This window comes from Pseudomonas sp. Con_6, from assembly GCF_059379395.1.
Genome location: NZ_CM182011.1, coordinates 6,805,204 through 6,827,134, shown reverse-complemented (window position 1 = coordinate 6,827,134; position 21,931 = coordinate 6,805,204). Strand labels below are relative to the sequence as shown.

21 protein-coding genes are annotated in these 21,931 nt (G+C 63.9%); 9 read left to right on the top strand and 12 right to left on the bottom strand.

Going from position 1 to position 21,931, the window contains the following annotated elements; genetic code table 11:
- Window positions 1-69 precede the first annotated feature (69 nt).
- A complete protein-coding gene (locus AC5QPF_RS30905; RefSeq protein ID WP_494961353.1) occupies window positions 70-873 on the top strand; it encodes a phosphatase PAP2 family protein in 804 nt (267 codons plus the stop codon).
- Here AC5QPF_RS30905 and AC5QPF_RS30900 read toward each other — a convergent pair.
- A complete protein-coding gene (locus tag AC5QPF_RS30900; protein ID WP_494961352.1) occupies window positions 864-1,262 on the bottom strand; it encodes a S4 domain-containing protein in 399 nt (132 codons plus the stop codon). The genes AC5QPF_RS30905 and AC5QPF_RS30900 overlap by 10 nt on opposite strands.
- Window positions 1,263-1,370: 108 nt before the next feature.
- Here AC5QPF_RS30900 and rimB point away from each other — a divergent pair, with 108 nt between their 5' ends.
- Complete coding sequence (gene rimB / locus AC5QPF_RS30895; RefSeq protein WP_494961351.1) at window positions 1,371-1,853, top strand: retropepsin-like aspartic endopeptidase RimB; 483 nt, start codon at window positions 1,371-1,373, stop codon at window positions 1,851-1,853.
- Window positions 1,850-2,755 (top strand): 30S ribosomal protein S6--L-glutamate ligase, encoded by a 906-nt coding sequence (gene rimK / locus AC5QPF_RS30890; RefSeq protein ID WP_330072738.1) that lies wholly within the window; start codon window positions 1,850-1,852, stop codon window positions 2,753-2,755. Before rimB ends, rimK begins: the two co-directional genes overlap by 4 nt.
- A gap of 34 nt (window positions 2,756-2,789) precedes the next feature.
- Here rimK and AC5QPF_RS30885 read toward each other — a convergent pair whose 3' ends face one another.
- Both AC5QPF_RS30885 and ompR read right to left on the bottom strand, forming a co-directional pair.
- Complete coding sequence (locus tag AC5QPF_RS30885; RefSeq protein ID WP_494961350.1) at window positions 2,790-4,103, bottom strand: ATP-binding protein; 1,314 nt, start codon at window positions 4,101-4,103, stop codon at window positions 2,790-2,792.
- A gap of 126 nt (window positions 4,104-4,229) precedes the next feature.
- The gene (ompR, locus tag AC5QPF_RS30880; protein WP_494961349.1) at window positions 4,230-4,970 is read right to left on the bottom strand and encodes an osmolarity response regulator transcription factor OmpR; all 741 of its coding nucleotides are present in this window, start codon (window positions 4,968-4,970) and stop codon (window positions 4,230-4,232) included.
- A gap of 242 nt (window positions 4,971-5,212) precedes the next feature.
- On the opposite strand from ompR, the gene AC5QPF_RS30875 reads away from it, so the two are divergent.
- The 4 genes from AC5QPF_RS30875 to AC5QPF_RS30860 all read left to right on the top strand — a co-directional run bounded on the left by AC5QPF_RS30875 (window position 5,213) and on the right by AC5QPF_RS30860 (window position 10,279).
- Window positions 5,213-7,531 (top strand): Tex-like N-terminal domain-containing protein, encoded by a 2,319-nt coding sequence (locus AC5QPF_RS30875; protein WP_494961348.1) that lies wholly within the window; start codon window positions 5,213-5,215, stop codon window positions 7,529-7,531.
- A complete protein-coding gene (locus AC5QPF_RS30870; protein ID WP_494961347.1) occupies window positions 7,531-7,914 on the top strand; it encodes a hotdog fold thioesterase in 384 nt (127 codons plus the stop codon). The genes AC5QPF_RS30875 and AC5QPF_RS30870 overlap by 1 nt, the downstream gene beginning before the upstream one ends.
- Window positions 7,915-8,067: 153 nt before the next feature.
- The gene (gene gshA, locus AC5QPF_RS30865; RefSeq protein ID WP_494961346.1) at window positions 8,068-9,651 is read left to right on the top strand and encodes a glutamate--cysteine ligase; all 1,584 of its coding nucleotides are present in this window, start codon (window positions 8,068-8,070) and stop codon (window positions 9,649-9,651) included.
- Window position 9,652: 1 nt separating this feature from the next.
- Complete coding sequence (locus AC5QPF_RS30860; RefSeq protein WP_494961345.1) at window positions 9,653-10,279, top strand: TetR family transcriptional regulator; 627 nt, start codon at window positions 9,653-9,655, stop codon at window positions 10,277-10,279.
- A gap of 94 nt (window positions 10,280-10,373) precedes the next feature.
- Here the strand turns inward: AC5QPF_RS30860 and AC5QPF_RS30855 are convergent, their stop codons facing one another.
- From AC5QPF_RS30855 to AC5QPF_RS30820, 8 genes are all read right to left on the bottom strand, one after another.
- The gene (locus AC5QPF_RS30855; protein WP_009400132.1) at window positions 10,374-10,589 is read right to left on the bottom strand and encodes a TOBE domain-containing protein; all 216 of its coding nucleotides are present in this window, start codon (window positions 10,587-10,589) and stop codon (window positions 10,374-10,376) included.
- A gap of 28 nt (window positions 10,590-10,617) precedes the next feature.
- The gene (ssuB, locus tag AC5QPF_RS30850; RefSeq protein WP_494961344.1) at window positions 10,618-11,430 is read right to left on the bottom strand and encodes an aliphatic sulfonates ABC transporter ATP-binding protein; all 813 of its coding nucleotides are present in this window, start codon (window positions 11,428-11,430) and stop codon (window positions 10,618-10,620) included.
- Window positions 11,427-12,224: an aliphatic sulfonate ABC transporter permease SsuC gene (gene ssuC, locus AC5QPF_RS30845; RefSeq protein WP_494961343.1), complete on the bottom strand. Its 798-nt coding sequence runs from the start codon at window positions 12,222-12,224 to the stop codon at window positions 11,427-11,429. The genes ssuB and ssuC overlap by 4 nt, the downstream gene beginning before the upstream one ends.
- A 10-nt stretch (window positions 12,225-12,234) precedes the next feature.
- Complete coding sequence (gene ssuD / locus AC5QPF_RS30840; protein ID WP_458979628.1) at window positions 12,235-13,386, bottom strand: FMNH2-dependent alkanesulfonate monooxygenase; 1,152 nt, start codon at window positions 13,384-13,386, stop codon at window positions 12,235-12,237.
- Between the two features lie 58 nt (window positions 13,387-13,444).
- Window positions 13,445-14,410: an aliphatic sulfonate ABC transporter substrate-binding protein gene (locus AC5QPF_RS30835; protein ID WP_494961342.1), complete on the bottom strand. Its 966-nt coding sequence runs from the start codon at window positions 14,408-14,410 to the stop codon at window positions 13,445-13,447.
- 99 nt (window positions 14,411-14,509) lie between these two features.
- Complete coding sequence (gene ssuE, locus AC5QPF_RS30830) at window positions 14,510-15,103, bottom strand: NADPH-dependent FMN reductase (protein WP_458979626.1); 594 nt, start codon at window positions 15,101-15,103, stop codon at window positions 14,510-14,512.
- Window positions 15,104-16,103: 1,000 nt separating this feature from the next.
- Complete coding sequence (locus AC5QPF_RS30825; RefSeq protein ID WP_494961341.1) at window positions 16,104-16,742, bottom strand: peroxiredoxin; 639 nt, start codon at window positions 16,740-16,742, stop codon at window positions 16,104-16,106.
- 170 nt (window positions 16,743-16,912) lie between these two features.
- Complete coding sequence (locus AC5QPF_RS30820; protein WP_494961340.1) at window positions 16,913-18,235, bottom strand: OprD family outer membrane porin; 1,323 nt, start codon at window positions 18,233-18,235, stop codon at window positions 16,913-16,915.
- Window positions 18,236-18,581: 346 nt separating this feature from the next.
- Between AC5QPF_RS30820 and tauA the strand changes: the two genes are divergently transcribed.
- Window positions 18,582-19,556 carry a taurine ABC transporter substrate-binding protein gene (gene tauA / locus AC5QPF_RS30815; RefSeq protein ID WP_494961339.1) on the top strand — a complete coding sequence of 325 codons (975 nt, stop codon included), beginning with the start codon at window positions 18,582-18,584 and terminating at the stop codon, window positions 19,554-19,556.
- Between the two features lie 172 nt (window positions 19,557-19,728).
- Here the strand turns inward: tauA and pobA are convergent, their stop codons facing one another.
- Window positions 19,729-20,907, bottom strand: coding sequence for a 4-hydroxybenzoate 3-monooxygenase (gene pobA / locus AC5QPF_RS30810; protein WP_494961338.1), 1,179 nt, complete (start codon window positions 20,905-20,907; stop codon window positions 19,729-19,731).
- A gap of 154 nt (window positions 20,908-21,061) precedes the next feature.
- Between pobA and AC5QPF_RS30805 the strand changes: the two genes are divergently transcribed.
- Window positions 21,062-21,919: a helix-turn-helix domain-containing protein gene (locus AC5QPF_RS30805; protein ID WP_494961337.1), complete on the top strand. Its 858-nt coding sequence runs from the start codon at window positions 21,062-21,064 to the stop codon at window positions 21,917-21,919.
- Window positions 21,920-21,931: the final 12 nt, after the last annotated feature.

The following is a 21,931-nucleotide window of genomic DNA, read 5'->3' as shown; positions in this document are numbered from 1 at the left end:
ACAGGGCCCTTGGGGCCCTGTGGCAGAGCGCCCTGAAGGCGCTCGCATCGTTATCTGGAGAGGTATCTTATGGACAATCGACCCCTGTTCCAAGCCAGGTGGTCGTGGGGCCCGTTGGCAGCCTGCACCGTGCTGCCCATCGCTCTACTGTGTTTCTGGTTATGGCCGTTTGGCCAGATCCTGTGCCTGACTTTCGACGAATGGCTGTTCCACAGCCTCAACGCGCCGCTGGCCGACAACACCGCCTGGCGCTACATCTGGACCCTCGGCAGCCTGCGGCCCTTCGACATTGTCGTCGGCCTGATCCTGCTGGCCCTGCTGATCCGCGGCAACTGGGTATTCAAGGCGCACCAGGTGCGCGAAGCCTTCTTTGGCTTCCTCGTCACGCTACTCCTCTTAGTGGTGATTCGCGCACTGTTTTCCAAGTGGGTCGATGCCGCCGGCTGGCAGCATGAGAGCCCGTCCGCCGTGTTCGGCGATGCCATTCGCCTCAGTCATTTCTACCCGCACCTGGAATCCGCCTGGGAACTGAAGGATCGCTCCACCAAGAGCTTCCCCGGCGATCACGCGTCGGTGCTGCTGATCTGGGCGCTGTTCATGACCCTGTTCACCCGTGGTTTCTGGCAGAACGTGGTGGTCTGGGCGCTCGCGTTCCTGTTCATGCTGCCGCGCCTGGTGGCGGGCGCCCACTGGGGCCAGGACGACTACATCGGCGGCTTGCTGATGGCGATCCTGGCGCTGGGCTGGAGTAGCTACACGCCGCTGGCGGCCAAGGGCAGTGCCGCACTGCTGCGCTGGACCGCGCCACTGTTCGCGCTGGCCTCCCGGCTGCCACTGATCGGTCGGATGAACGTGGTACGCACTCAGTCGTAGCTGCCCTGGAACTGATGGATCTGCCGGCGCTGCTTCTTGGTCGGCCGACCATCGGTAGTCATGCCCAAGGCGCCAGCCTTGCGCAATTCCGCCGCCTGTTCACGGCGGCGGATACTCTCTTCGGTTTCCTCATACAGCGTCTGCGCTTGCGGTGCGCCTCGGCGCACGATGGATAGGGCCTTGACCACCACGGTGCGCTCATCGAAACCGGTACGCAGGACGAATTCGTCGCCGACACGTGGCTCCTTGCCCGGCTTGCAGCGTTCGCCGCGACAATGCACCTTGCCACTCTCGATGGCAGCCTTGGCCAGGGCGCGGGTCTTGTAGAAGCGCGCGGCCCAGAGCCATTTGTCCAGACGAACCTTGTCGTCGTCTTCCTCGTAAGCCATCGCACTGCTCCGATCATTAGCGGTCATGGAACTGTACTACCTTCACTTACGGATGCAAAAAGTCCGCTGCCTGCTTACAGTTCACCGACTTTCCCCGGGTTGTACATCGTGAAGACATTTGATCATTTGAGCGTTATCGGTTTGCGCGAGTGGGTGGCGTTGCCCGACCTCGGCCTGGCCGGCCTGCGCGCCAAGATCGACACCGGCGCCAGCACCTCCAGCCTGCATGCCACCGAGGTCGAGCCGTTCATGCGCAACGGCGAGCGCTGGGTACGTTTCAACGCCCACCTGGGCTCGGTGGTGCAGTTGCGTCACCGCCGCTGCGAGGCGCCGCTGGTGACCATGAAGACCATCAAGAGCTCCAACGGCCAGGCCCAGGTGCGCTACGTGATCCGCACGCCGCTGGCGCTGGGCGACCGGGTCTGGGAAGTGGAGTTCACCCTGGCCTGTCGCAAGGCCATGCGTTATCGCCTGCTCCTCGGTTCCAAAGCTTTGATACATGGCCAACTGGTGGTCAACCCGGGTCTCAAGTACGTTCAGGACAAGCCGGTGTTCCCGGCAACCACTACCCCCTCCACAGGTGCTGCATGAAGATCGCTGTGCTGTCGCGTAACCCGCGTCTGTATTCCACCCGTCGCCTGGTCGAGGCCGGTACGCAACGGGGCCATCAAATGGTGGTGATCGATACCCTGCGTGCCTACATGAACATTGCCAGTCACAAGCCGCAGATCCACTACCGCGGCAAGCCGCTGGAGGGTTTCGATGCAGTGATCCCGCGGATCGGTGCATCGGTGACCTTCTATGGCTGCGCGGTGTTGCGCCAGTTCGAGATGATGGGCGTGTTCCCGCTCAACGAATCCGTTGCCATCGCCCGTTCGCGGGACAAGCTGCGTTCCCTGCAATTGCTGTCACGGCGTGGCATCGGTTTGCCAGTGACCGGCTTCGCTCACTCGCCGGACGACATCCCCGACCTGATCCAGATGGTCAACGGCGCACCGCTGGTGATCAAGGTGCTCGAAGGCACCCAGGGCATCGGCGTGGTGCTGTGCGAGACGACCAAGGCCGCCGAGTCGGTGATCGAGGCGTTCATGGGCCTGAAGCAGAACATCATGGTCCAGGAATACATCAAGGAAGCCGGTGGTGCGGATATCCGCTGCTTCGTCGTCGGCGACAAGGTCATCGCCTCGATGAAGCGTCAGGCCAAGCCTGGGGAGTTCCGTTCCAACCTGCATCGCGGCGGCACGGCCAGCCTGATCAAGGTGACTCCCGAAGAGCGCATGACCGCGATTCGGGCGGCCAAGGTCATGGGGCTGAGTGTCGCTGGTGTGGATATCCTGCGTTCCAATCATGGTCCGCTGGTGATGGAGGTGAACTCGTCGCCGGGGCTGGAAGGCATCGAGACCACTACCGGCAAGGATGTTGCCGGGATGATCATCGAGCATCTGGAGAAGAATGGCGGGCCGAATCTGACTCGGACCAAAGGGAAGGGTTGATCAAAATTGGGGCTGCAAAGCAGCCCCAAAAGGTCTACACGGCATCCCGCGGCAGCAGCAGGCCTAGCGGAAGTCTCACCCGGGCCTCGATCCCACCACCCGAGCGGTTGCGCAGTTCCACATTGCCGCCATGCTGCGCCGCAATCCGCTTCACGATCGCCAACCCCAGCCCGGTGCCCTTGCCGCTGCGCGCACGATCACCGCGAATGAACGGATTGAAGATCGCCTCCAGCTCACCGGGATCGATGCCGGCGCCACGGTCCAGCACGCTCAGCACCACGTAGGGCGCGCCGCTGTCACCAGAGACATAGGCCGCCACCTCGACGCCCTTGCCCGCGTGATACAGAGCGTTGCCGATCAGGTTATTGAGCAGGCGCTTGATCGACACCCGGCGCAGCGGGAACGGCGGAATCGGTTCCAGGCACAGGCGCACCTGTTCCTCCGGCTGGTTGAACGGCGCCACCACTTCGCGCACCAGGTCGCTGAGATCGACTTCTTCGACCGGTTCGTCGCGCCCGTCGCGGATGAAGGCGAGGAACTGGTCGAGGATCGCGTCCATGTCCTCGATGTCGCGGACCATGTCGTCGGTCAGGTCGCTGTCGTTGGCCAGCAGCGATAGCGACAGGCGCAGACGGGTCAGCGGTGTACGCAGGTCGTGGGACACCCCGGCAAGCATCAATTCGCGCTCGCGGCCAGCTTGTTCCACATCCTCCGCCATCTGGTTGAAGGCCCGATACACCTCGGTCATCTCGCTCGGCGTATCGCTGATCGGCAGGCGCACGCTGCGCCCCTGGCCCAGTTGCCGGGCGGCGAACACCAGGCGTTTCAGTGGCTGGTTGAGCTGACGCACGAAGATCCACGCCGAGGCGGTGGACAGCAGGCCGATGGCCAGGAACCAGCCAAGCACGTTCCAGATCTTCTGGCCGCGCAGCGGGTGCGGATACAGCGGCACCTTCAGCCAGTCATCGCCCAGGCTCGGCGCCCTTACCCACAGCGCCGGCGGGGCATGCACACGCAGGCGCACCTCGGTGTCCTCGCCCAGCTCGGCCTGCATCTGGCGCTGGTAGATTTCGCTGTAGGGCCAGTGTTGCTCGCCCTCGGGCACGCCATTGCCGGTGACGCGGATCAGCCCGGCGGCTTCGGCGATCTTTTCCCGGTCCGACTCGTCCGCCGCCCAATAGGCGCGCAGGGTCAGGGCCACGCCGTGGCTGTACTGGCGATCGACCAGAACGTCCTCGTTCATCAGCAGGTAGACCAGGGTCAGCGCCTTGGAAAACAGGACGACGATCAGCACCAGCCACAGCGTGCGGGCGAAGAAGCTTTGCGGGAACCACAGCGGCGTTTTCATGGACAACGGCTACACACTTGGCAGGCGCGAGCGCGGCTCGCGGGCTTTGCGGGGTCTGATGACGCAAAAGCAGGGCAACCCTGCGGTGGCCCTGCTTTTCGATGGCTCATTCCCTGGAACGAGGGGTCACTTGCCAGCATTGCCGTCCGGCACGAATACGTAGCCGACGCCCCAGACGGTCTGGATGTAACGGGGTTTTGACGGGTCCGGCTCGATCATCCGACGCAGACGCGAGATCTGCACGTCGATGGAGCGTTCCAGTGCATCCCACTCCCGGCCACGGGCCAGGTTCATCAGCTTGTCGCGGGTCAGCGGCTCGCGGGCATGCATGACCAGCGCCTTGAGCACGGCGAACTCGCCGGTGGTGAGCATGTGCACTTCGTCGCCACGCTTGAGCTCGCGGGTGGCCAGGGACAGCTCGTAGTCGCCGAAGGTGACGGTCTCGTCCTCGCTGCCCGGCGCGCCCGGCACCGACGGCGTCTGCCGACGCAGCACGGCCTTGACCCGGGCCACCAGTTCGTCCGGGTTGAACGGCTTGGCCAGGTAGTCGTCGGCGCCCAGCTCCAGGCCCTTGATCCGGCTCAGCTCGTCACCCTTGGCGGTGAGCATGATGATCGGCACCTGATTGTTCGCCGCGCGCAGACGGCGACAGGCCGAAAGGCCGTCCTCGCCAGGCAGCATCAGGTCGAGGACGACCAGGTTGAAGACTTCGCGCGCCAGCAGGCGGTCCATCTGTTCGACATTGGGTACAGCCCGTGCGCGGTAGCCTTTGCTGGTGAAGAATCGCTCCAGCAGGCTGCTCAGGCCCGGGTCGTCGTCGACGATGAGGATCTTTTCGCCTTCGGCTGTTTGTGCGGTGCTGCTCATGGATAGCTCCTTTAATCTCGGCGCGCATTATGGCTTAGCCGCCATTTGACAGTGCCGAGCTCATTGTTAGCAGATTTTTCCCCATGTGCCAGCGGAAAGGTCCGCCAGGCTGGCCCGGCGCTATCACCGCAAGCCCGGCGCGCTGGGTATAATGCGCCGCTTTCACCGAGCGCCGCCTTGCCCCGACGCCCTCTGGCGCCGGCCCCCGCGGCCCAAGCATTCACAATTTGTCAGGTGGTTTTATGGACAGCATCAACAGCCGCATCGCCGAGGAACTCGGCGTCCGCCCGCAACAGGTCGAGGCGGCCGTGGCTCTACTTGATGAAGGCTCCACGGTGCCTTTTATCGCCCGTTACCGCAAAGAAGTGACCGGCAGCCTGGATGACACCCAGCTGCGTACCCTCGAGGAGCGCCTGCGCTACCTGCGCGAACTCGACGAGCGCCGCGCCAGCATCCTTTCCAGCATCGAGGAGCAGGGCAAGCTGACCCCGGAACTGGCCCGCGAGATCAAGCTGGCCGACACCAAGACCCGCCTCGAAGACCTCTACCTGCCGTACAAGCAGAAGCGCCGCACCAAGGGCCAGATCGCCCTGGAAGCCGGCCTCGGCGAACTGGCCGATGGCCTGCTGGCCGATCCGCAACTGAATCCCGAGAGCGAAGCCGCGCGCTTCGTCGATGCCGAAAAGGGTGTCGCCGACGTCAAGGCCGCGCTGGAAGGCGCCAAATACATCCTCATGGAACGCTTCGCCGAAGACGCCAGCCTGCTCGACAAGCTGCGTGGTTTCCTCAAGCAGGAAGCGACCCTGGCGGCCCGCCTGGTGGCCGGCAAGGAAGAGGAAGGCGCCAAGTTCCGCGACTACTTCGAACATGACGAACCGCTGAAGAGCGTGCCGTCGCACCGCGCCCTGGCGATCTTCCGCGGCCGCAACGAGGGCGTGCTCTCCGCCTCGCTGAAGGTCGGCGAGGAACTGCCGGGCACCCTGCACCCGTGCGAACTGATGATTGCCGAGCGTTTCGGTCTGGGCAACCAGGGCCGCCCGGCCGACAAATGGCTCGCCGAGGTAGTGCGCTGGACCTGGAAGGTCAAGCTCTACAGCCACCTGGAAACCGATCTGTTCGGCGAGCTGCGCGACGGTGCCGAAGGCGAGGCGATCAATGTCTTCGCCCACAACCTGCACGACCTGCTGCTGGCCGCCCCGGCCGGCCCGCGCGCGACCCTGGGCTTCGACCCGGGCCTGCGTACCGGCTGCAAGGTCGCCGTGGTCGACGCCACCGGCAAGCTGCTGGACTACACCACCGTCTACCCCCACGCGCCGAAGAACGACTGGGACCGCACCATCGCCGTGCTCGCCGCGCTGTGCGCCAAGCACTCGGTGGAACTGGTGGCCATCGGCAACGGCACTGCCAGCCGTGAGTCCGACAAGCTGATCGCCGAACTGGTCAAGAAATATCCAGCGCTGAAGATCACCAAGGTCATGGTCTCCGAGGCCGGCGCCTCGGTGTACTCGGCATCTGAACTGGCCGCCCGCGAATTCCCCGACCTCGACGTGTCGATCCGTGGCGCCGTGTCCATTGCCCGTCGCCTGCAGGACCCGCTGGCCGAACTGGTGAAGATCGATCCGAAATCCATCGGTGTCGGCCAGTACCAGCACGACGTGTCCCAGCTCAAGCTGGCCCGCGGCCTGGACGCCGTGGTCGAGGACTGCGTGAACGCCGTCGGCGTCGACGTCAACACCGCCTCGGTGGCGCTGCTGGCGCGCATTTCCGGCCTCAACGCGACTCTGGCGCAGAACATCGTCAGCCACCGTGATGCCAACGGCGCGTTCAAGACCCGCGCGGCGTTGAAGAAAGTCAGTCGCCTCGGCGAGAAGACCTTCGAGCAGGCCGCCGGCTTCCTCCGCGTGATGAACGGCGACAACCCGCTGGACGCCTCCGCGGTGCACCCGGAAGCCTACCCACTGGTGCAGCGCATCGCTGCCGACACCGATCGCGACATCCGCTCGCTGATCGGCGACAGCGGCTTCCTCAAGCGCCTCGACCCGAAGAAGTTCACCGACGAGACCTTCGGCCTGCCCACCGTCACCGACATCCTCCAGGAACTGGACAAGCCCGGCCGTGACCCGCGTCCGGAGTTCAAGACTGCCGAGTTCCAGGAAGGCGTCGAGGACCTCAAGGACCTGCAACCGGGGATGATCCTCGAAGGCGTGGTGACCAACGTCACCAACTTCGGTGCCTTCGTCGACATCGGCGTGCACCAGGACGGTCTGGTGCACATCTCGGCGCTGTCGGAGAAGTTCATCAAGGACCCGCGTGAAGCGGTCAAGGCCGGCGACGTGGTCAAGGTCAAGGTCATGGAAGTGGACATCCCGCGCAAGCGCGTCGGCCTGTCCATGCGCATGAGCGATACCCCGGGGGAGAAGGTCGATGGCGCCCGTGGCAGCCGTCCGGGCTCGGCACCGCGCCAGCAGGGCGCGCCGGCGCGGGTCAAGGAGACCCCGCCACCGGCCAACAACGCCATGGCCTCGCTGTTCGCCAACGCCAAGCAGTTGAAGAAGAAGTGATGGACGTGCCTGAAGGGATCGTCCAGAGCGCCTTCAGCCAGTTGCTGGGTTGCCGTCTGCAACGCCTTGAAGAAGGCGTTGCGGAGGTGGTCCTGGCCCTGGAGCCGCACCTGCGCAACCGCGGCGGCTTCCTCCATGGCGGAGCGATCTTCAGCCTGGTGGACATCGCCATGGGCCTGGCCTGCTCCAGCAGCCATGGCTTCGACCAGCGCAGCGTGACCGTGGAGTGCAAGATCAACTACATGCGGGCGGTCAGCGAGGGCGAAGTCCTTTGCACCGCCCGGGTGCTGCATGCCGGGCGGCGCACGCTGGTTCTGGACGCCGACGTGCTTCAGGGCGACAAACTGGTGGCCAAAGCCCAGGGGACGTTCGCGGTCCTCTAGCCGCAAAAGGCCATCTGCGGTACTTTCGGCAGTGCGCGGGCGCTGCCGATTTCCTGCGATAACCAGGCGACAACGCCAGTTCCTCCTGTCCACCCTTGTAGACCGTCACCTCCACCCCCATATCGGGGCGACTGACGTGTGAAGGAATCCATCTTGAGCGAACTTCTCAACCGCCGCCTGAGCTTGCTCAGCGAGGGCGACAACCTCTCCCTGCTCAAGCAGTGCCTGCACGGCATCGAGCGTGAATGCCTGCGCGTGACCGAGGACGGTCGCCTGGCCCAGACTCCGCACCCCGAAGCCCTGGGCTCGGCGCTGACCCACGAATCCATCACCACCGATTATTCCGAGTCGCTGCTGGAGTTCATCACGCCAGCCCTGGCCGACCCCGCGCAGACCCTCGAAAGCCTGGAAAGCATCCATCGCTTCGCCGTCAGCAAGCTCGGCAGCGAGTACCTGTGGAGTCCGTCGATGCCTTGTCCGCTGCCGGCGGAAGAAGACATCCCGATCGCCTGGTACGGCACCTCCAATATCGGCCAGCTCAAGTACGTCTACCGCAAGGGCCTGGCCCTGCGCTACGGCCGCACCATGCAGTGCATCGCCGGTATCCATTACAACTTCTCGCTGCCTGAGGCCCTGTGGCCGCTGCTGCGTGAAGCCGAAGGCAAGGACGGCGACGATCGTGACTACCAGTCGTCGGCCTATATCGCCCTGATCCGCAACTTCCGTCGCTACAGCTGGCTGCTGATGTACCTGTTCGGTGCGTCGCCGGCGCTGGACGCCGGTTTCCTGCGGGGTCGCCCGCACCAGTTGGAATCCTTCGACGCCGACACCCTGTTTCTGCCTTGGGCCACCAGCCTGCGCATGAGCGACCTGGGCTACCAGAGCAACGCTCAGGCTGGTCTGACCCCGTGCTACAACGACCTCGCCAGCTATACCGACAGCCTGCGCCGCGCCGTGGCCACGCCGTACGCGCCGTACGTCGAGATCGGCACGCACAAGGACGGCGAGTGGGTGCAGCTCAACACCAACATCCTGCAGATCGAGAACGAGTACTACTCGAACATCCGGCCCAAGCGCGTCACCTACACCGGCGAGCGCCCGATCCAGGCCCTGATGGCCCGTGGCATCCAGTACATCGAAGTGCGCTGCCTGGACATCAACCCGTTCCTGCCTACCGGCATCGACCTGCCGCAGGCGCGTTTCCTCGACGCCTTCCTGTTGTTCTGCGCCCTGGAAGACAGCCCGCTGCTGGAAAACGGCGAGTGCGGCCAGTGCACCGACAACTTCCTCAAGGTGGTCAAGGAAGGTCGCCGTCCGGGCCTGGAGCTGCACCGCGATGGCCAACCAGTCAGCCTGAAGACCTGGGCGTCCGAGCTGCTGGCGCGCATCGCGCCGCTGGCGCAGCTGCTTGACCGTGCCCACGGCAGCGACGAGCACGCCCGTGCCCTGGCGACCCAGGCGGCCAAGGTCGACGACCCGGCGCTGACCCCGTCCGCCCAGGTGCTGGCGAGCATGACCGAGAATCAGGAAAGCTTTGCCCGTTTCGCCCTGCGCCAGAGCCAGCTGCACGCCGACTACCTGCGCAGCGAGCCGCTGCCGGCGGACGAGCAGGCACGTTTCGAAAGCCTGGCCAGTGCCTCGCTGGAAGAACAGGCGCGTCTGGAGCAGCAGGAGGTCGGTGATTTCGACCTGTTCGTCGGTGCCTACCAGGCCAGCATCCTGGCGATCAGCAACTGACATGAGCCGCGGTACCACCCCTCGCAAACCCCGCGCCCGCAGCCAGGCGCGGATCGACTCGATCCTCGACGCGGCCCGCGCCCTGCTGGCCAGCGAGGGCGTGGCCAGCCTGTCGATCTACAGCGTCGCCGAGCGCGCGCAGATCCCGCCGTCGTCGGTCTATCACTTTTTCGCCAGCGTTCCGGCATTGCTCGAGGCGTTGACGGCGGATGTCCATGGCGCCTTCCGCGCCTGCCTTGAAGAACCCATCGATCCGGGCCAGCTGAACAGCTGGCGCGACCTGGCACGGCTGGTGGAAATGCGCATGCTCGCGATCTACCAGGAGGACGCTGCGGCGCGGCAGTTGATCCTGGCCCAGCATGGCTTGAGCGAGGTGACCCAGGCGGACCGGCAGCACGATATCGAGCTGGGCGACCTGATGCACAAGCTGTTCGAGCAGCATTTCCGCTTGCCGGAGTTGCCGCAGGAGGTGGATGTGTTCGCCCTGGCGATGGAGTTGAGCGACCGGGTGTATGCCCGTTCGATCCAGGTCCACGGGGCGATCACGCCGCGCATGGCGGAGGAGGGGATGCGGGTGTTCGAGGCGTATGTGGGGCTGTATCTGCCGCCATTCCTGCCCAAACGCTGACCAATGTGGGAGCGGGTTTACCCGCGATAGCAGTAGTGAATTCACCATCGCAATCGCGGGTGAACCCGCTCCCACAGGGTTTCGCGTCAGCTTTTCACAGCTTGGCGATGGACACCTCGGTCGACTTCACGAAGGCAATCACTTCGCTGCCGATGGTCAGTTCCAGCTCTTTCACCGAACGGGTGGTGATCACCGAGGTGACGATGCCCGAGGCGGTCTGCACATCGATTTCCGACAGTACCGGGCCTTCCAGGATTTCCTTCACGGTGCCCTTGAACTGGTTACGCACGTTGATCGCTTTGATAGTCATGTCTTTGCTTCCTTCACGGGTTTTAAGGTCAATGAGCCCAGCGCAACTGCGTAGGCAGGGGTGCTACGGGTTCGGGCTCGGGCGGGGTGCCCGGGACCGAGAGAACACGGTTCAATACTTCGCTTTCCAGTGCCGCCAGGCGGTGTGAGCCACGCACCCGCGGCCGTGGCAGGTCGACCTGCAGGTCCAGGCCGATCTCGCCGTCCTCGATGAGGATCACCCGGTCGGCGACCGCCACCGCTTCAGCGACGTCATGGGTCACCAGCAACACGGTGAAGCCATGCTTGCGCCACAGGTCTTCGATCAGTTGCTGCATCTCGATCCGGGTCAGGGCGTCCAGCGCCCCCAGCGGTTCGTCGAGCAGCAGCAGGCGCGGCTGGTGGATCAGGGCGCGGGCCAGGGCCACGCGTTGTTTCTGGCCACCGGACAGGGCCGCCGGCCATTCATTGGCGCGGTCGGCCAGGCCCACCGCGTCCAGTGCCTGGCGGGCGCGGTCCTGCCATTGGCCTTCGAGGCCCAGGCCGACGTTGTCGATCACCCGCTTCCAGGGCAGCAGGCGCGCTTCCTGGAACATCAGGCGGGTGTCTTCGCGGGCTTCTTCCAGCGGTGCAGCGCCAGCCAGCAGTTGCCCGCCGGTGGGCTGGTCGAGGCCGGCCAGCAGGCGCAGCAGGGTGCTCTTGCCGCAGCCGCTGCGGCCGACGATGGCGACGAACTGCCCGGCCGGGATATGCAGGTCGATATCACGCAGGACTTTGCGCTGGCCGAAGGCCTTTTCGACATTGCGCGCCGCCAGCGGGATGCCACGCAACAGGCGCGGCGGTTGTTCTTTCAGAAGGGTCATGCGCCGTCTCCCTTGCTTGGCTGATAGGCCGGGTGCCAGCGCAGCCAGATCCGTTCCAGGCCGCGGGCGGCGAGGTCGGCGAGCTTGCCCAGCACGGCGTAGAGGACGATGGCCAGGACCACCACGTCGGTCTGCAGGAACTCCCGGGCGTTCATCGCCAGGTAGCCGATGCCGGCGTTGGCCGAGATGGTTTCGGCGACGATCAGGGTCAGCCACATGAAGCCGAGGGCGAAGCGCACGCCGACGAGGATCGACGGCAGCGCACCCGGCAGGATCACCTGGCGGAACAGCGAGAAACCGCTGAGGCCGTAGCTGCGCGCCATCTCTACCAGCGCCGGGTCGACGTTGCGGATACCGTGGTAGGTGTTCAGGTAGATCGGGAACAGGGTGCCGAGGGCGACCAGGAAGATCTTCGCCGACTCATCGATGCCGAACCACAGGATCACCAGCGGGATCAGCGCCAGATGCGGTACGTTGCGGATCATCTGCACCGAGCTGTCCAGCAGGCGTTCACCCCAGCGCGACAGGCCGGTGATGAAGCCCAGGGTCAGGCCAATGCTGCCGCCGATGACAAAGCCCAAGCCAGCACGCCAGCCGCTGATCGCCAGGTGGGTCCAGATCTCGCCGCTGCGCACCAGCTCGACGCCGGCTTCGATCACCGCGCTCGGGGCGGGCAGGATGCGCGTCGACAGCCAGCCGGCGCTTACCGCCAGCTGCCAGATCGCCAACAGCGCCACCGGCAGGGCCCAGGGCGCGAGGCGCTGGGTCCAGGGTGTGGAGGATGAACGACTCATGGGCGGTTCCTCACAGCTGCGCCGCGGATTTCTTGGGCAGGATGTCGTTGGCCACCATCTCGCCGAACGGGCTGACATAGCCACGTTCCTTCGGCAGCGACGGGCGTTCGACGTCCAGGTGCGGGAACAGCAGTTCGGCCACTCGGTACGACTCTTCCAGGTGCGGGTAGCCGGAGAAGATGAAGGTGTCGATGCCAAGGGCGGCATATTCCTTCACCCGGGCGGCGACGGTCGGACCATCGCCCACCAGCGCGGTGCCGGCACCGCCACGCACCAGGCCGACGCCAGCCCACAGGTTGGGGCTGACTTCCAGGTTGTCCTTGTTGCCGCCATGCAGGGCGGCCATGCGCTGCTGGCCCACCGAGTCGAAGCGCGCCAGGGAAGCCTGGGCGCGGGCGATGGTGTCGTCGTCCAGGTGCGAGATCAGGCGCTCCGCGGCTTTCCAGGCCTCGTCGTTGGTCTCGCGGACGATCACGTGCAGGCGGATGCCGAAGCGCACGGTGCGGCCCAGTTTCGCAGCCTTCTCACGGACCTGCGCGATCTTCTCGGCGACGGCGGCCGGTGGTTCGCCCCAGGTCAGGTACAGCTCGACCTGCTCGGCAGCGAGGTCTTGCGCGGCTTCCGACGAGCCACCGAAGTACAGCGGCGGACGTGGTTGCTGGATCGGCGGGTAGAGCAGCTTGGCGCCTTTGACGGTGATGTGCTGACCGTCGTAGTCGACCGTCTCGCCTTCCAGTACCCGACGCCAGATGCGGGTGAATTCCACCGAGGCCTGGTAACGCTCTTCATGGCTGAGGAACAGGCCGTCGCCGGACAGTTCCTCAGGGTCGCCACCGGTCACCAGGTTGAACAGCGCGCGGCCGTTGGACAGGCGATCTAGGGTCGCCGCCTGGCGCGCCGCCACGGTCGGCGAGATGATCCCCGGGCGCAGGGCGACCAGGAATTTCAGGCGCTGGGTCACCGGGATCAGCGATGCGGCGACCAGCCAGGAATCCTCGCAGGAGCGTCCGGTGGGGATCAGCACGCCACCGAAGCCGAGGCGGTCGGCGGCCTGGGCCACTTGCTGCAGGTAACCGTGATCGACGGCGCGAGCGCCTTCGGCGGTGCCAAGGTAATGGCCGTCGCCATGGGTCGGTAGAAACCAGAAAACGTTGAGGCTCATTGGAGTTGTCTCCTAAGGGTGGCTCAGACCGGGGCGGCGCCCCGGCGCAGGCGAAACGTCAGGGCGCAGTAGCGACCTTGGCCGGTGGCGTCCAGATCACGTCCTTGATGCTCAGCGGCTTGGGAATCAGCTTCAGGGCGGTGAAGGTGTCGGCGATCTTCTGCTGGGCGGCGACCACGTCCGGGGTGAGGAAGCCGGCGCCGTAGCCCTGGCGCTTGACCGAAGTCAGGGTGATGTCGGCGGGCAGGCCGAGCAGCGGGGCCACCTGGTCGGTGACTTCCTGCGGGTTGGCTTTGGACCATTCGCCAACGGCGCGGACCTCGTCCACCAGGGCGCTGATCACTTCAGGGTGCTGTTGTGCGTACGGCTTGGTCGCCAGGTAGAACTGGTGGTTGTCGACGATGCCCTGGCCATCGCGCAGGGTGCGCGCTTGCAGTTGCTGTTCGGCAGCGGCCTGGTACGGGTCCCAGATCACCCAGGCATCGACGCTGCCACGCTCGAAGGCGGCGCGGGCATCGGCGGGTGGCAGGAACACCGGCTGGATGTCGCTGTATTTCAGGCCGGCGTCTTCCAGGGCGCGGACCAGCAGGTAATGCACGTTGGAGCCTTTGTTGAGGGCGACCTTCTTGCCCTTGAGCTCCTTCACCGACTGGATCGGCGAGCCTTTCGGCACCAGGATCGCTTCGCTGTGCGGCGCTGGCGGCTCGTAGGCGACGTAGAGCAGGTCGGCGCCGGCGGCCTGGGCAAACACGGGCGGGGTTTCGCCGGTCACGCCGAAGTCGATCGAGCCGACGTTGAGGCCCTCCAGCAGCTGCGGGCCGCCGGGGAATTCAGTCCATTGCACTTGTACGCCTTGGGCGGCGAGGCGTTTTTCCAGGGAGCCCTTGGCCTTGAGCAGGACCAGGGTGCCGTATTTCTGGTAGCCGATACGCAGAGTCTCGGCCTGGGCTTGGGTGATGGCGCCGAAGGTAACAGCCGCAGCGAACAGAGCGGCCAGACCACGACGCAAAACGACAGTGCGCATAGCGCTCTCCTTTTGCAGTTGTTGGGTTCGGGCTGCACCTGCTTGCCTCGTTGTCGGGCGAGTAAGGTGGGGGTGACGCGATGAAACGGTTATGGCCGGTCAGATGCTCCAGCGGGCACTGATCAAGCGTTCGTTGAGCAGGCCGGGCGCCAGGGGTTTCGGGCGGCGGGCCAGGGCGCTGTGGAACAGCTCCAGAGATTCGTTCAGGCGCTGCTCCAGGGCAGGCGCCAGGTGGGCCGGGAGGTTGCCCTGGCCGTAGGCGATCTGGCTGTCATCGGCGAAGATCCCTTGCAGGGTCTCCTGCGCCTTGAGGGCCGAAAGCACGGGCTTGAGGGCATAGTCCACGGCGAGCATGTGGGCGATGCTGCCGCCGGTGGCGATGGGCAGCACCACCTTGTGATTCAGGGCGCGCTCGGGCAGCAGGTCGAGCAGAGTCTTCAGGGCGCCGGCGAAAGACGCCTTGTACACCGGGGTGGCGACGATCAGGCCGTCGGCCTGTTCCACCAACTGCTGGAAGTGTTGCACCTGCGGGCTATCGAAACGGGCGTGGAGCAGGTCTTCGGCGGGGAAGTCCCGCACCTGGAAGGTCACCACTTCCACGCCCTGGCCCTGCAGCCAGTCACGGGCGCGTTCGAGCAGTACGCCGGAGCGTGAACGCAGGCTGGGACTTCCACCAATAGAAACGACCAACATTGAATGCGCATCCTTGGAACTGAACTGAAGGGCCCGCGAGTTAAGTGGCTCGCTGGAATGGGGTGACAGTAACAGGGGGATGTATATATCTAGAAATCATATTTTTTCATTTGTTTATGTGATTTTGAAATATGCCATCAACCTTGCGCAGAACCCTTGTGGGAGCTGGCTTGCCAGCGATAGGGCCCGATTGGACAGCATCATTGCCCATGCCGGCCTCATCGCTGGCAAGCCAGCTCCCACAGGGGGCTCCACAGGGTTCGGGAGGGTGGAATTGCAGGCAAAAAAAAGGTTCTTCACGGTATATCGGGAAACTTGGGGGTTGAATGTTCGGTGTCGGTGTCGCGAGCTTATCCATTGCGGGCGGTGACGCCACCGGCCCCTTCCGCCTTTACGGCGGGTCCATTTTGTTGCGGCAAAATGGACGAAAACCGCCCGCTCCCACAGCCGGCCCTGCGCTTCGCTCCGGGTCCCCTCCTTCCGGCGCCTTGCGTGGGCCCGCGGCCTACGACTTGCTTCGCAAGTCTTCACCTCGCGCTTCGGCTTCGCCGAAGGGTGCTGCGCACCTGCCCCCGCAAGACACCTCCACTCGGCCGGCTGAGGTCGCAATTCGCGGCGTCTGAACCTTCGCGCACTAAGAGCAAAAGCAAGAGCGCGGCGTCTTGTTATGTTGGGCTACCGATGCCGATCTTGTTTTCGAAGATGGGGCTTTCGTGTCGCCACCCGTAACTCGCGACGTCAGGCGCCGGAGGGAGGGGACCCGGAGCGCAGCGCAGGGCCGGATGCAGGAGCAAGCGGTTTTCGTCTATTTTGCCAAGACAAAATGGACCCGCCGTAGAGGCGGAAGCGGCCGGTGGCTTCGCCGCCCGCAATGGATAAGCTCGCGATACCGATACCGCCACTAAACCCAAAGCTTCCCGGTATTCCGTGATGAACCAAAAAAAAGGGCCGTCGAAACGGCCCGAAAATCCCTGCTATGGCTAGAGCACTACGATGAATCTCAACGGTTCGGCTGCGGGGTCAGGCGCAGATACGGCTTGACCGCGCGGTAGCCCTTCGGAAAGCGGCGCTTGATCTCTTCCTCGTCCTTCAGCGACGGCACGATCACCACCTCGTCACCGTCCTGCCAGTTGGCCGGGGTGGCGACCTTGTGGCTGTCGGTGAGCTGCAACGAGTCGATCACCCGCAGGATCTCGTGGAAGTTGCGCCCGGTGCTGGCGGGGTAGGTGATGGTCAGGCGGATCTTCTTGTTCGGGTCGATCACGAACAAGGAACGCACGGTGAGGGTGTCGCTGGCATTGGGGTGGATCAGGTCGTACAGGTCGGAAACCTTGCGGTCGGCATCGGCCAGGATCGGGAAGTTGACCGTGGTGCCCTGGGTCTCGTTGATGTCTTCGATCCAGCGGTGATGGGAGTCCACCGGGTCCACCGACAGAGCGATGGCCTTGACCCCGCGCTCTGCGAACTGCTCCTTCAGCTTGGCGGTGAAGCCCAGTTCAGTGGTGCACACCGGGGTGAAGTCGGCGGGGTGCGAGAACAGCACGCCCCAGCTGTCGCCGAGCCATTCGTGGAAGCGGATCTTGCCGGCGCTGGAATCCTGTTCGAAGTCGGGGGCGATGTCGCCGAGTCTGAGGCTCATGGTGCGGGTCCTTGGCTGGGTGCGTTGATGGTTCAACTGTGCCTGCGAAGGATGAAAAACAAAAAGAATAAATATTGATTTATTCAGAACTGAAACGAATAACAAATTATGGATAAAACAACGCCCGCGCGGGATGGGGTCCGGGCGGGCGTTGAGTTTCTCGCGGCGTGTTACAGCAGCGGGATGGAGTAGCTCAGGATGACGCGGTTTTCGTCCTGGGAGTGGTTGGCACTGGTCAGGTCGCTACGCCAGGTGGCGTTCTTCCACATTACGCCGAGGTTCTTCAGCGGGCCTTCCGGTACAACGTAGGCCACGGTGAAGTCGCGTTCCCACTCGGAGCGGTCGCCGATGGCTGCGTCGATGTTGTCGCCCTTCAGGTAGACCACGCCGGCGGTCAGGCCAGCAACGCCGACCTTGGCGAAGTCGTAGGAGTAGCGAGCCTGCCAGGTACGCTCGCCGGCACGGCCGAACTTCTGGATCTGCGAGTCGGTAATGGTGTAGTTGGACGAGCCGTCACCCTGGTTCAGCCAAGGGAAGTCGCTGTCGCCATGGCTCTGCTGGTAGCCGCCACCGAAGGTATGGCCGTTGACGGTGTACAGGAACAGGGCGCTCCACAGATCGTTGTCGACCTTGCCCTTGGTGGTGGTGCCACCGTAGTAACCGTTGGTGTAGTAGGCAGCGGTGTCGCCGTTCTTGCCGTCGTCGGTGCTGTGGAAGTAGCGGAAGTCAGACTTCAGCACGCCCGGGCCGATTGCCCAGTTGTGTACCGCACCCAGGAAGTGCTGGTTGTAGAAGTTTTCCAGGCCGCCGTACCAGTACTGCACCAGCAGGTCCTTGGTCAGCTTGTAGTCGGCACCCGCGTAGCGGAACTGGTTGCTGAACTTGCCGGTACGGGCGTTGTTGGCGCCAGCGATGGACAGTTCCTCGTTGTTCGAGGAGTTACGGCCCTTGACGTGCTCGATCTGGCCGGCGGTCAGGGTCAGGTCCTTGATCTCGTTGGAGGTGACCTGGCCACCCTGGAAGGTCTGGGTCAGCAGGCGACCGTCGTTGGTGTTGATGACCGGGTTCTTCGGCAGCAGGGTGCCGTAGCGGAATTCGGTTTGGGAGATCTTGGCCTTGGCGGTAACGCCGAGGCTGGCGAAGTCATTGACTGCGCGGCCATCGCTGTCGGTAGGGAACACGATGCCGCCGTAGTTGGCGCTGGTCGGGTTGCCGTGGTGGCCCTTGCCCGAATCCAGGCGCACGCCGTACAGGCCGATGGCATCGACGCCGAAGCCGACGGTGCCCTGGGTGAAGCCGGAAGCGAAGTCGAGCTGGAAGCCTTGGCCCCATTCCCGTTGAGTGTTGCCGCCTCTGGTATCGCGGTTGTTGCTGTCGATATAGAAGTTACGCAGCTTCAGCGTAGCCTTGCTGTCTTCGATAAAACCGGCAGCGCCTGCTTGCTGGGCCAGAACCCCAAGGGCCACGGCAAGAGTCAGGGTCGACTTCTTCATGGATGAATTGCTCCTCTCGTTTTCTAATTCTTGTGGTTCGTTAGCGGCAGGATCTTGGCGTCCCGCTCGCTGTCGATGGGCGATTAGCACCAAAGGGTGACTATCGAGTCAATCGTAACTAGTCGTTTCTCGACTTTGGTCTAATGCGCCGACATGGCGGTGAAGGATAATGAGATTTCGATAATCCTAAAAAGAATTATTTGTGTTTTTTTAAGATTTTTTCGACATAACAAACATTTTTTTCACAAACCTTCGGTCACATAACCTAATTCCAAAAAAGTATTTCTGAATTATTTTTTAGATCATTTAGCGTTGAGGCATTTCCCCTCATCTGGAATCGCCTGCCATGACGCCTTCCCGCCCGCTCAAATTATTCACCGCCCTGGCCCTGACCGGCTTGACCCTGGTCAGCCACGCGGCTGGCCTGACGGTCGGTTACCAGACCGGCATCGACCCGAGCAAGGTGCCTCAGGCCGACGGTGCCTACGAGCAGGCGATCGGCGAAAAGATCGACTGGCGCCGCTTCAACAGCGGTCCGGAAGTGGTCACCGCCATCGCTTCCGGTGACGTGCAGATCGGCAACCTCGGCTCCAGCCCGCTGGCTGCGGCGGCGTCGCGCAAGCTGCCGATCGTGGCCTTCATCGTCTCGGCGCAGATCAACGCCGCCGAAGCGCTGGTGGTGCGCAATGGCAGCGGGATCAACAGCCCGCAGGACCTGATCGGCAAGACCATCGCCACGCCCTTCGTCTCCACCTCGCACTACAGCCTGCTCGGCGCGCTGAAGCATTGGGGCCTGGACACCCGCCAGGTAAAGGTGGTGAACCTGCAGCCGGCGGAAATCGCCGCGGCGTGGAAGCGTGGGGATATCGACGGCGCCTTCGTCTGGTCGCCGGCCCTGGGCGAGATCCGCAAGACCGGCAAGACCCTTACCGACGCTGCCGAAGTCGGCAACTGGGGCGCGCCGACCTTCGAGGTGTGGGTGGCGCGCAAGGACTTCGCCGAGAAGCATCCGGACGTGGTGGCCAAGTTCGCCAAGGTCACTCTGCAGTCCTTCGCCGACTACACCGCGAACAAGGCGCAATGGACGGCGGATTCGGTGCCGGTGCAGAAGATCGCGAAACTGACGGGCTCCAATCCGGCCGATGTGCCTGAGTTGCTCGCCGGTTCGGCGTTCCCTGATGCCCAGGCCCAGGCAGGGCTGCTGCAGAGCCAGACGCCGGCGGCGATTGCCGAGACGGCTAAGTTCCTCAAGGAGCAGGGCAAGGTGGAGACGGTGTTGCCGGACTATGCGCCGTTCGTCAGCGCGAAATTCGTGGAGTGATGCCCGAGGTCCCTTTGCCGCTCGCCCGTGCCCACGGGGTTCCTTGTGGGAGCGGGCGTTGCCCGCGATAGCGTCCGCGAGGACATCACCTTTGCCAGTGCCGGCCTCATCGCAGGCTTCGCCAGCTCCCACAGGTTTGCGCCGGGCCTGGATATAGCGGCTGGCAGAATGACTATTTCACCTCTTCGTACGGCAACCCGACATAGTTCTCCGCAATATTCACCAGCCCCGCCTGGGAACTGAGGAAGTAATCGCGATCAGCCTTCTGCATCTTGCGATCCCACGGGTCTTTCTCACCATCGAAATCATGCAGCAGGTTCGTCATGAACCAGCTGAAGCGCTCACCTTTCCACACCCGGCGCAGGGCCAGTTCGGAGTACTTCTCCAGCAGGTCGCTGCGACCCTCGCGGTACACCTTGACCAGGATCCGGTACAGGTAGCAGACGTCCGAGGCCGCCAGGTTGAGGCCCTTGGCCCCTGTGGGCGGGACGATATGCGCGGCGTCGCCCACCAGAAACAGCTTGCCGTACTGCATCGGCTCCACCACGAAGCTGCGCAGCGGCGCGATGCTCTTTTCCAGTGACGGCCCGGTGACCAGCCGCGCCGAGACTTCTTCCGGCAGGCGGGCTTTCAGTTCATTCCAGAAGCGCTCGTCGCTCCAGTCCTCGACCTTGTCGGTCAGCGGCACTTGCAGGTAGTAGCGGCTGCGGCTCAGCGAACGCTGGCTGCACAGGGAGAAACCGCGCTCGTGCTGGGCGTAGATCAGTTCCGCGTTGACCGGCGGGGTGTCCGACAGCAGGCCCAGCCAGCCGAACGGGTAGATCCGCTCGTACTCGGTCAGCACGCCTTCGGGGATGGTCTTGCGCGAGACGCCGTGGAAACCGTCGCAGCCAGCGATGTAGTCGCAGTCGATGCGCTGGTGCTGGCCGTCCTTCTCGAAGGTCACGTAAGGGCGCTCGCCCTTGAGTTCATGCAGCTGGACATCGTTCGCCGAGTAGATGACTGGCGCGCCGCGGGCGTCCATCAGGTCACGGGTGACTTCGGTCTGGCCGTAGACCATCACGCGCTTTCCGCCGGTGAGTTCGCTCAGGTGGATGGGCACGCGCTTGCCGTCGAACACTAGTTCCACACCTTCATGCACCAGCCCTTCGGCATCCATCCGCTCACTGACCCCGGCTTCGCGGAGCAGGTCGACGGTGCCCTGTTCCAGCACCCCGGCACGGATGCGGCCGAGGACGTAGTCCGGAGCCTGGCGTTCGATGATGATGTTGTCGATGCCGGCCTTGTGCAGCAGCTGGCCGAGCAGCAGGCCGGACGGGCCGGCGCCGATGATGGCAACCTGAGTATTCATTGTTCTTGTCTCGTTCTGGACGTTTGAGGTCTGCGCGCTCCTGTATTTTTCGCCGGCTAGCGATTCAATAGAAGTTGATTTGCTGGACGTAAATTGCACTTTTGCAAAATGTGTCCGATTATCGCCCTTCCTGTCCCGAGCGTAGTGGCCATCCATGAAGAATCCCGGTGTTCCCGTCTTCAAGCTGTATGGCGAAAGCCAGGCCTGGCCGACCCCGGATCTGCTGCACTGCGAGTCCATCCCCAAGCGCAGCAGCCTGCATCACTGGGAGATCAAACCCCACCGGCATGCCGACCTGTACCAACTGCTCTACGTGCAATGCGGTCATGCCGTGGTGGAAGTGGAGGGGCGACGCGGCGAAATCAGCGAACCCTCGATCCAGGTGACACCACCGTTGTGCGTGCACGGTTTCCAGTTTTCCGAGGATATCGAGGGTTACGTGCTGAGCCTCGGCGCGCCCTTGGTGGCACAACTGGAAGCGCAGCTCGGCGCGCCGCTGGCGTCGGCGGGCAGTTATCCGCTGGGAGAGGATCGCGGGTACATCGATACCCTGTTCGCCACCTTGCTCAAGGAGTACGAGGGCAGTGCGCCATCACGCGACCTGGTGCTGGGTTCGCTGGTCAACGTGCTGGTGGTGTGGATCAGTCGCTGCCGCCAGCAGAACAAGGCGCCTGGCGGCCGTGACGAGCGCAACCGGGAGTACCTGGGTGGCTTTATCAAACTGGTGGAGCAGCATTATCGCGAGCACCTGACGGTGGAGACCTTCGCCCATCGCCTGGGCATGTCGGCTGTGCACCTGAACAACCTGTGTCGTCAGTTGGCGGGGCAGAGCGCGTTGCAGATCATCCACCAGCGGCTGTTGCTGGAGGCACGGCGCAACCTGGTGTACACCAACATGACGGTGACGCAGGTGTCGGATCAGTTGGGGTTTGCAGATCCTGCGTATTTCTCGCGGTTTTTCCGGCGGCTGACGGGGCAGTCGCCGAACGGCTTCCGGCGAGGCGGGGAATGATTTCAGCCGCAA

What these genes read in the sequence shown, in the direction of transcription:
- AC5QPF_RS30860 (WP_494961345.1), top strand. Translation starts at nt 9,653, where the DNA reads ATGAGCCGCGGTACCACCCCTCGCAAACCCCGCGCCCGCAGCCAGGCG.
- ompR (WP_494961349.1), bottom strand. Translation starts at nt 4,970, where the DNA reads ATGAGCAGCACCGCACAAACAGCCGAAGGCGAAAAGATCCTCATCGTC.
- AC5QPF_RS30900 (WP_494961352.1), bottom strand. Translation starts at nt 1,262, where the DNA reads ATGGCTTACGAGGAAGACGACGACAAGGTTCGTCTGGACAAATGGCTC.
- ssuD (WP_458979628.1), bottom strand. Translation starts at nt 13,386, where the DNA reads ATGAGCCTCAACGTTTTCTGGTTTCTACCGACCCATGGCGACGGCCAT.
- AC5QPF_RS30820 (WP_494961340.1), bottom strand. Translation starts at nt 18,235, where the DNA reads ATGAAGAAGTCGACCCTGACTCTTGCCGTGGCCCTTGGGGTTCTGGCC.
- AC5QPF_RS30885 (WP_494961350.1), bottom strand. Translation starts at nt 4,103, where the DNA reads ATGAAAACGCCGCTGTGGTTCCCGCAAAGCTTCTTCGCCCGCACGCTG.
- AC5QPF_RS30825 (WP_494961341.1), bottom strand. Translation starts at nt 16,742, where the DNA reads ATGAGCCTCAGACTCGGCGACATCGCCCCCGACTTCGAACAGGATTCC.
- AC5QPF_RS30855 (WP_009400132.1), bottom strand. Translation starts at nt 10,589, where the DNA reads ATGACTATCAAAGCGATCAACGTGCGTAACCAGTTCAAGGGCACCGTG.
- rimK (WP_330072738.1), top strand. Translation starts at nt 1,850, where the DNA reads ATGAAGATCGCTGTGCTGTCGCGTAACCCGCGTCTGTATTCCACCCGT.
- AC5QPF_RS30905 (WP_494961353.1), top strand. Translation starts at nt 70, where the DNA reads ATGGACAATCGACCCCTGTTCCAAGCCAGGTGGTCGTGGGGCCCGTTG.
- AC5QPF_RS30835 (WP_494961342.1), bottom strand. Translation starts at nt 14,410, where the DNA reads ATGCGCACTGTCGTTTTGCGTCGTGGTCTGGCCGCTCTGTTCGCTGCG.
- tauA (WP_494961339.1), top strand. Translation starts at nt 18,582, where the DNA reads ATGACGCCTTCCCGCCCGCTCAAATTATTCACCGCCCTGGCCCTGACC.
- AC5QPF_RS30870 (WP_494961347.1), top strand. Translation starts at nt 7,531, where the DNA reads ATGGACGTGCCTGAAGGGATCGTCCAGAGCGCCTTCAGCCAGTTGCTG.
- pobA (WP_494961338.1), bottom strand. Translation starts at nt 20,907, where the DNA reads ATGAATACTCAGGTTGCCATCATCGGCGCCGGCCCGTCCGGCCTGCTG.
- ssuB (WP_494961344.1), bottom strand. Translation starts at nt 11,430, where the DNA reads ATGACCCTTCTGAAAGAACAACCGCCGCGCCTGTTGCGTGGCATCCCG.
- ssuC (WP_494961343.1), bottom strand. Translation starts at nt 12,224, where the DNA reads ATGAGTCGTTCATCCTCCACACCCTGGACCCAGCGCCTCGCGCCCTGG.
- AC5QPF_RS30875 (WP_494961348.1), top strand. Translation starts at nt 5,213, where the DNA reads ATGGACAGCATCAACAGCCGCATCGCCGAGGAACTCGGCGTCCGCCCG.
- AC5QPF_RS30805 (WP_494961337.1), top strand. Translation starts at nt 21,062, where the DNA reads ATGAAGAATCCCGGTGTTCCCGTCTTCAAGCTGTATGGCGAAAGCCAG.
- ssuE (WP_458979626.1), bottom strand. Translation starts at nt 15,103, where the DNA reads ATGTTGGTCGTTTCTATTGGTGGAAGTCCCAGCCTGCGTTCACGCTCC.